The sequence below is a fragment of the Micromonospora sp. NBRC 101691 genome, assembly GCF_030269285.1.
Lineage (GTDB): Bacteria > Actinomycetota > Actinomycetes > Mycobacteriales > Micromonosporaceae > Micromonospora > Micromonospora echinospora.
Map to the genome: position 1 here is coordinate 1 of NZ_BSTB01000052.1, position 1062 is coordinate 1062.

1 protein-coding gene is annotated in these 1062 nt (G+C 72.0%); it reads right to left on the minus strand.

Features of this window, described 5'->3' with window-relative positions; translation table 11 throughout:
* The coding region (locus QSK20_RS31905) for a lantibiotic dehydratase (protein ID WP_285792319.1) at nt 1-1043 on the minus strand (1043 nt) is incomplete at its 3' end.
* Nucleotides 1044-1062 lie beyond the last annotated feature (19 nt).

Here is a 1062-nt window from a genome sequence, read left to right on the forward strand (position 1 = left end):
GCCCGCACGAACCGCCGCGACTCCACCCGCTCGTCCACGAACCCCAACTCACCCGCCACGAACCGCCACGACTCCCGCGCCACCACCATCCGATCCACCGTCACCCGCGGCGAGTGGTCCGCCTCGGGCAGGATCCGGAACAGGTCCATCACCAGCGTGGTGAGCACGTGCGAGAAGGCGTCGACGACGTCGAAGACCGCGCCGTCGGGCAGCACCACGACGAGCTGGTCGGCACGCGGTTCGACAACGGCGTCGGCGCTGTTCACAGCGCGCGGCAGTTCCGGGTCAGCGGTCTGGTCGACGAGCGCGACCTGGTAGTCCTCGGGTCGGACCAGGCACTGGCGTACCCGAATGGACAGTCGGGCCCGGTGTTCCTTGGGCAGCAGCGGCAGCAGCCTCGGACCGGGATGGTCGCGGTCGGTCTGCGCATACAGTTCCGCAGGCTCGGGGTGCTGCTGGACGAACAGGTTCGCCCCGAGGGTGTTCGTGGCCACGTGCAGCTCGCCGAGGACCAGGGTGAACTCGCCGCGCTCGACCGCGTCGGCGTCGGTGGCGACGATCAGCACGTCGGGGCTGAGGTAACGGGCCGCGGTCCAGCCGCCGCCCGACCCGGCGAACGCACGCCGGAGCCGGTCGGCTACGTCCCGCCCGTCGCGCTGTACGCGGCGGGCACCGGCCGGGACGCCCAGCACGTCGGCCCAGCGCCGCTGGAACTCCTCCTGCAGTTCCCGCGCGTCGGCGACCGCATCACCGTGCAGGATCGGCATGCAGGCGAACCAGAATGCGGCCAGGTCCACCGGGCCGTCGGTGCCGGCGCGAAGCCGGTCGTACACCGCACGGGCCCGTCGGCGTACCCGGTCGGTGAGGGCCGTGGTGAGCCAACTGGCGGAGGTCAGCAGTCCGTCGAGGGGGGCGAGGGCGTCCAGTACCGGCCGGCCGAGGCGGATGGTGGCCGAGCGGCGGCTGTCGGAGTAGACGACAGCGCGGCAGGGAGCGGTACCGGAACCCTTCTCCCGAGCGGCAGCGGTACCGGTCAGCGACACGAAATCGGCCTCCAACACG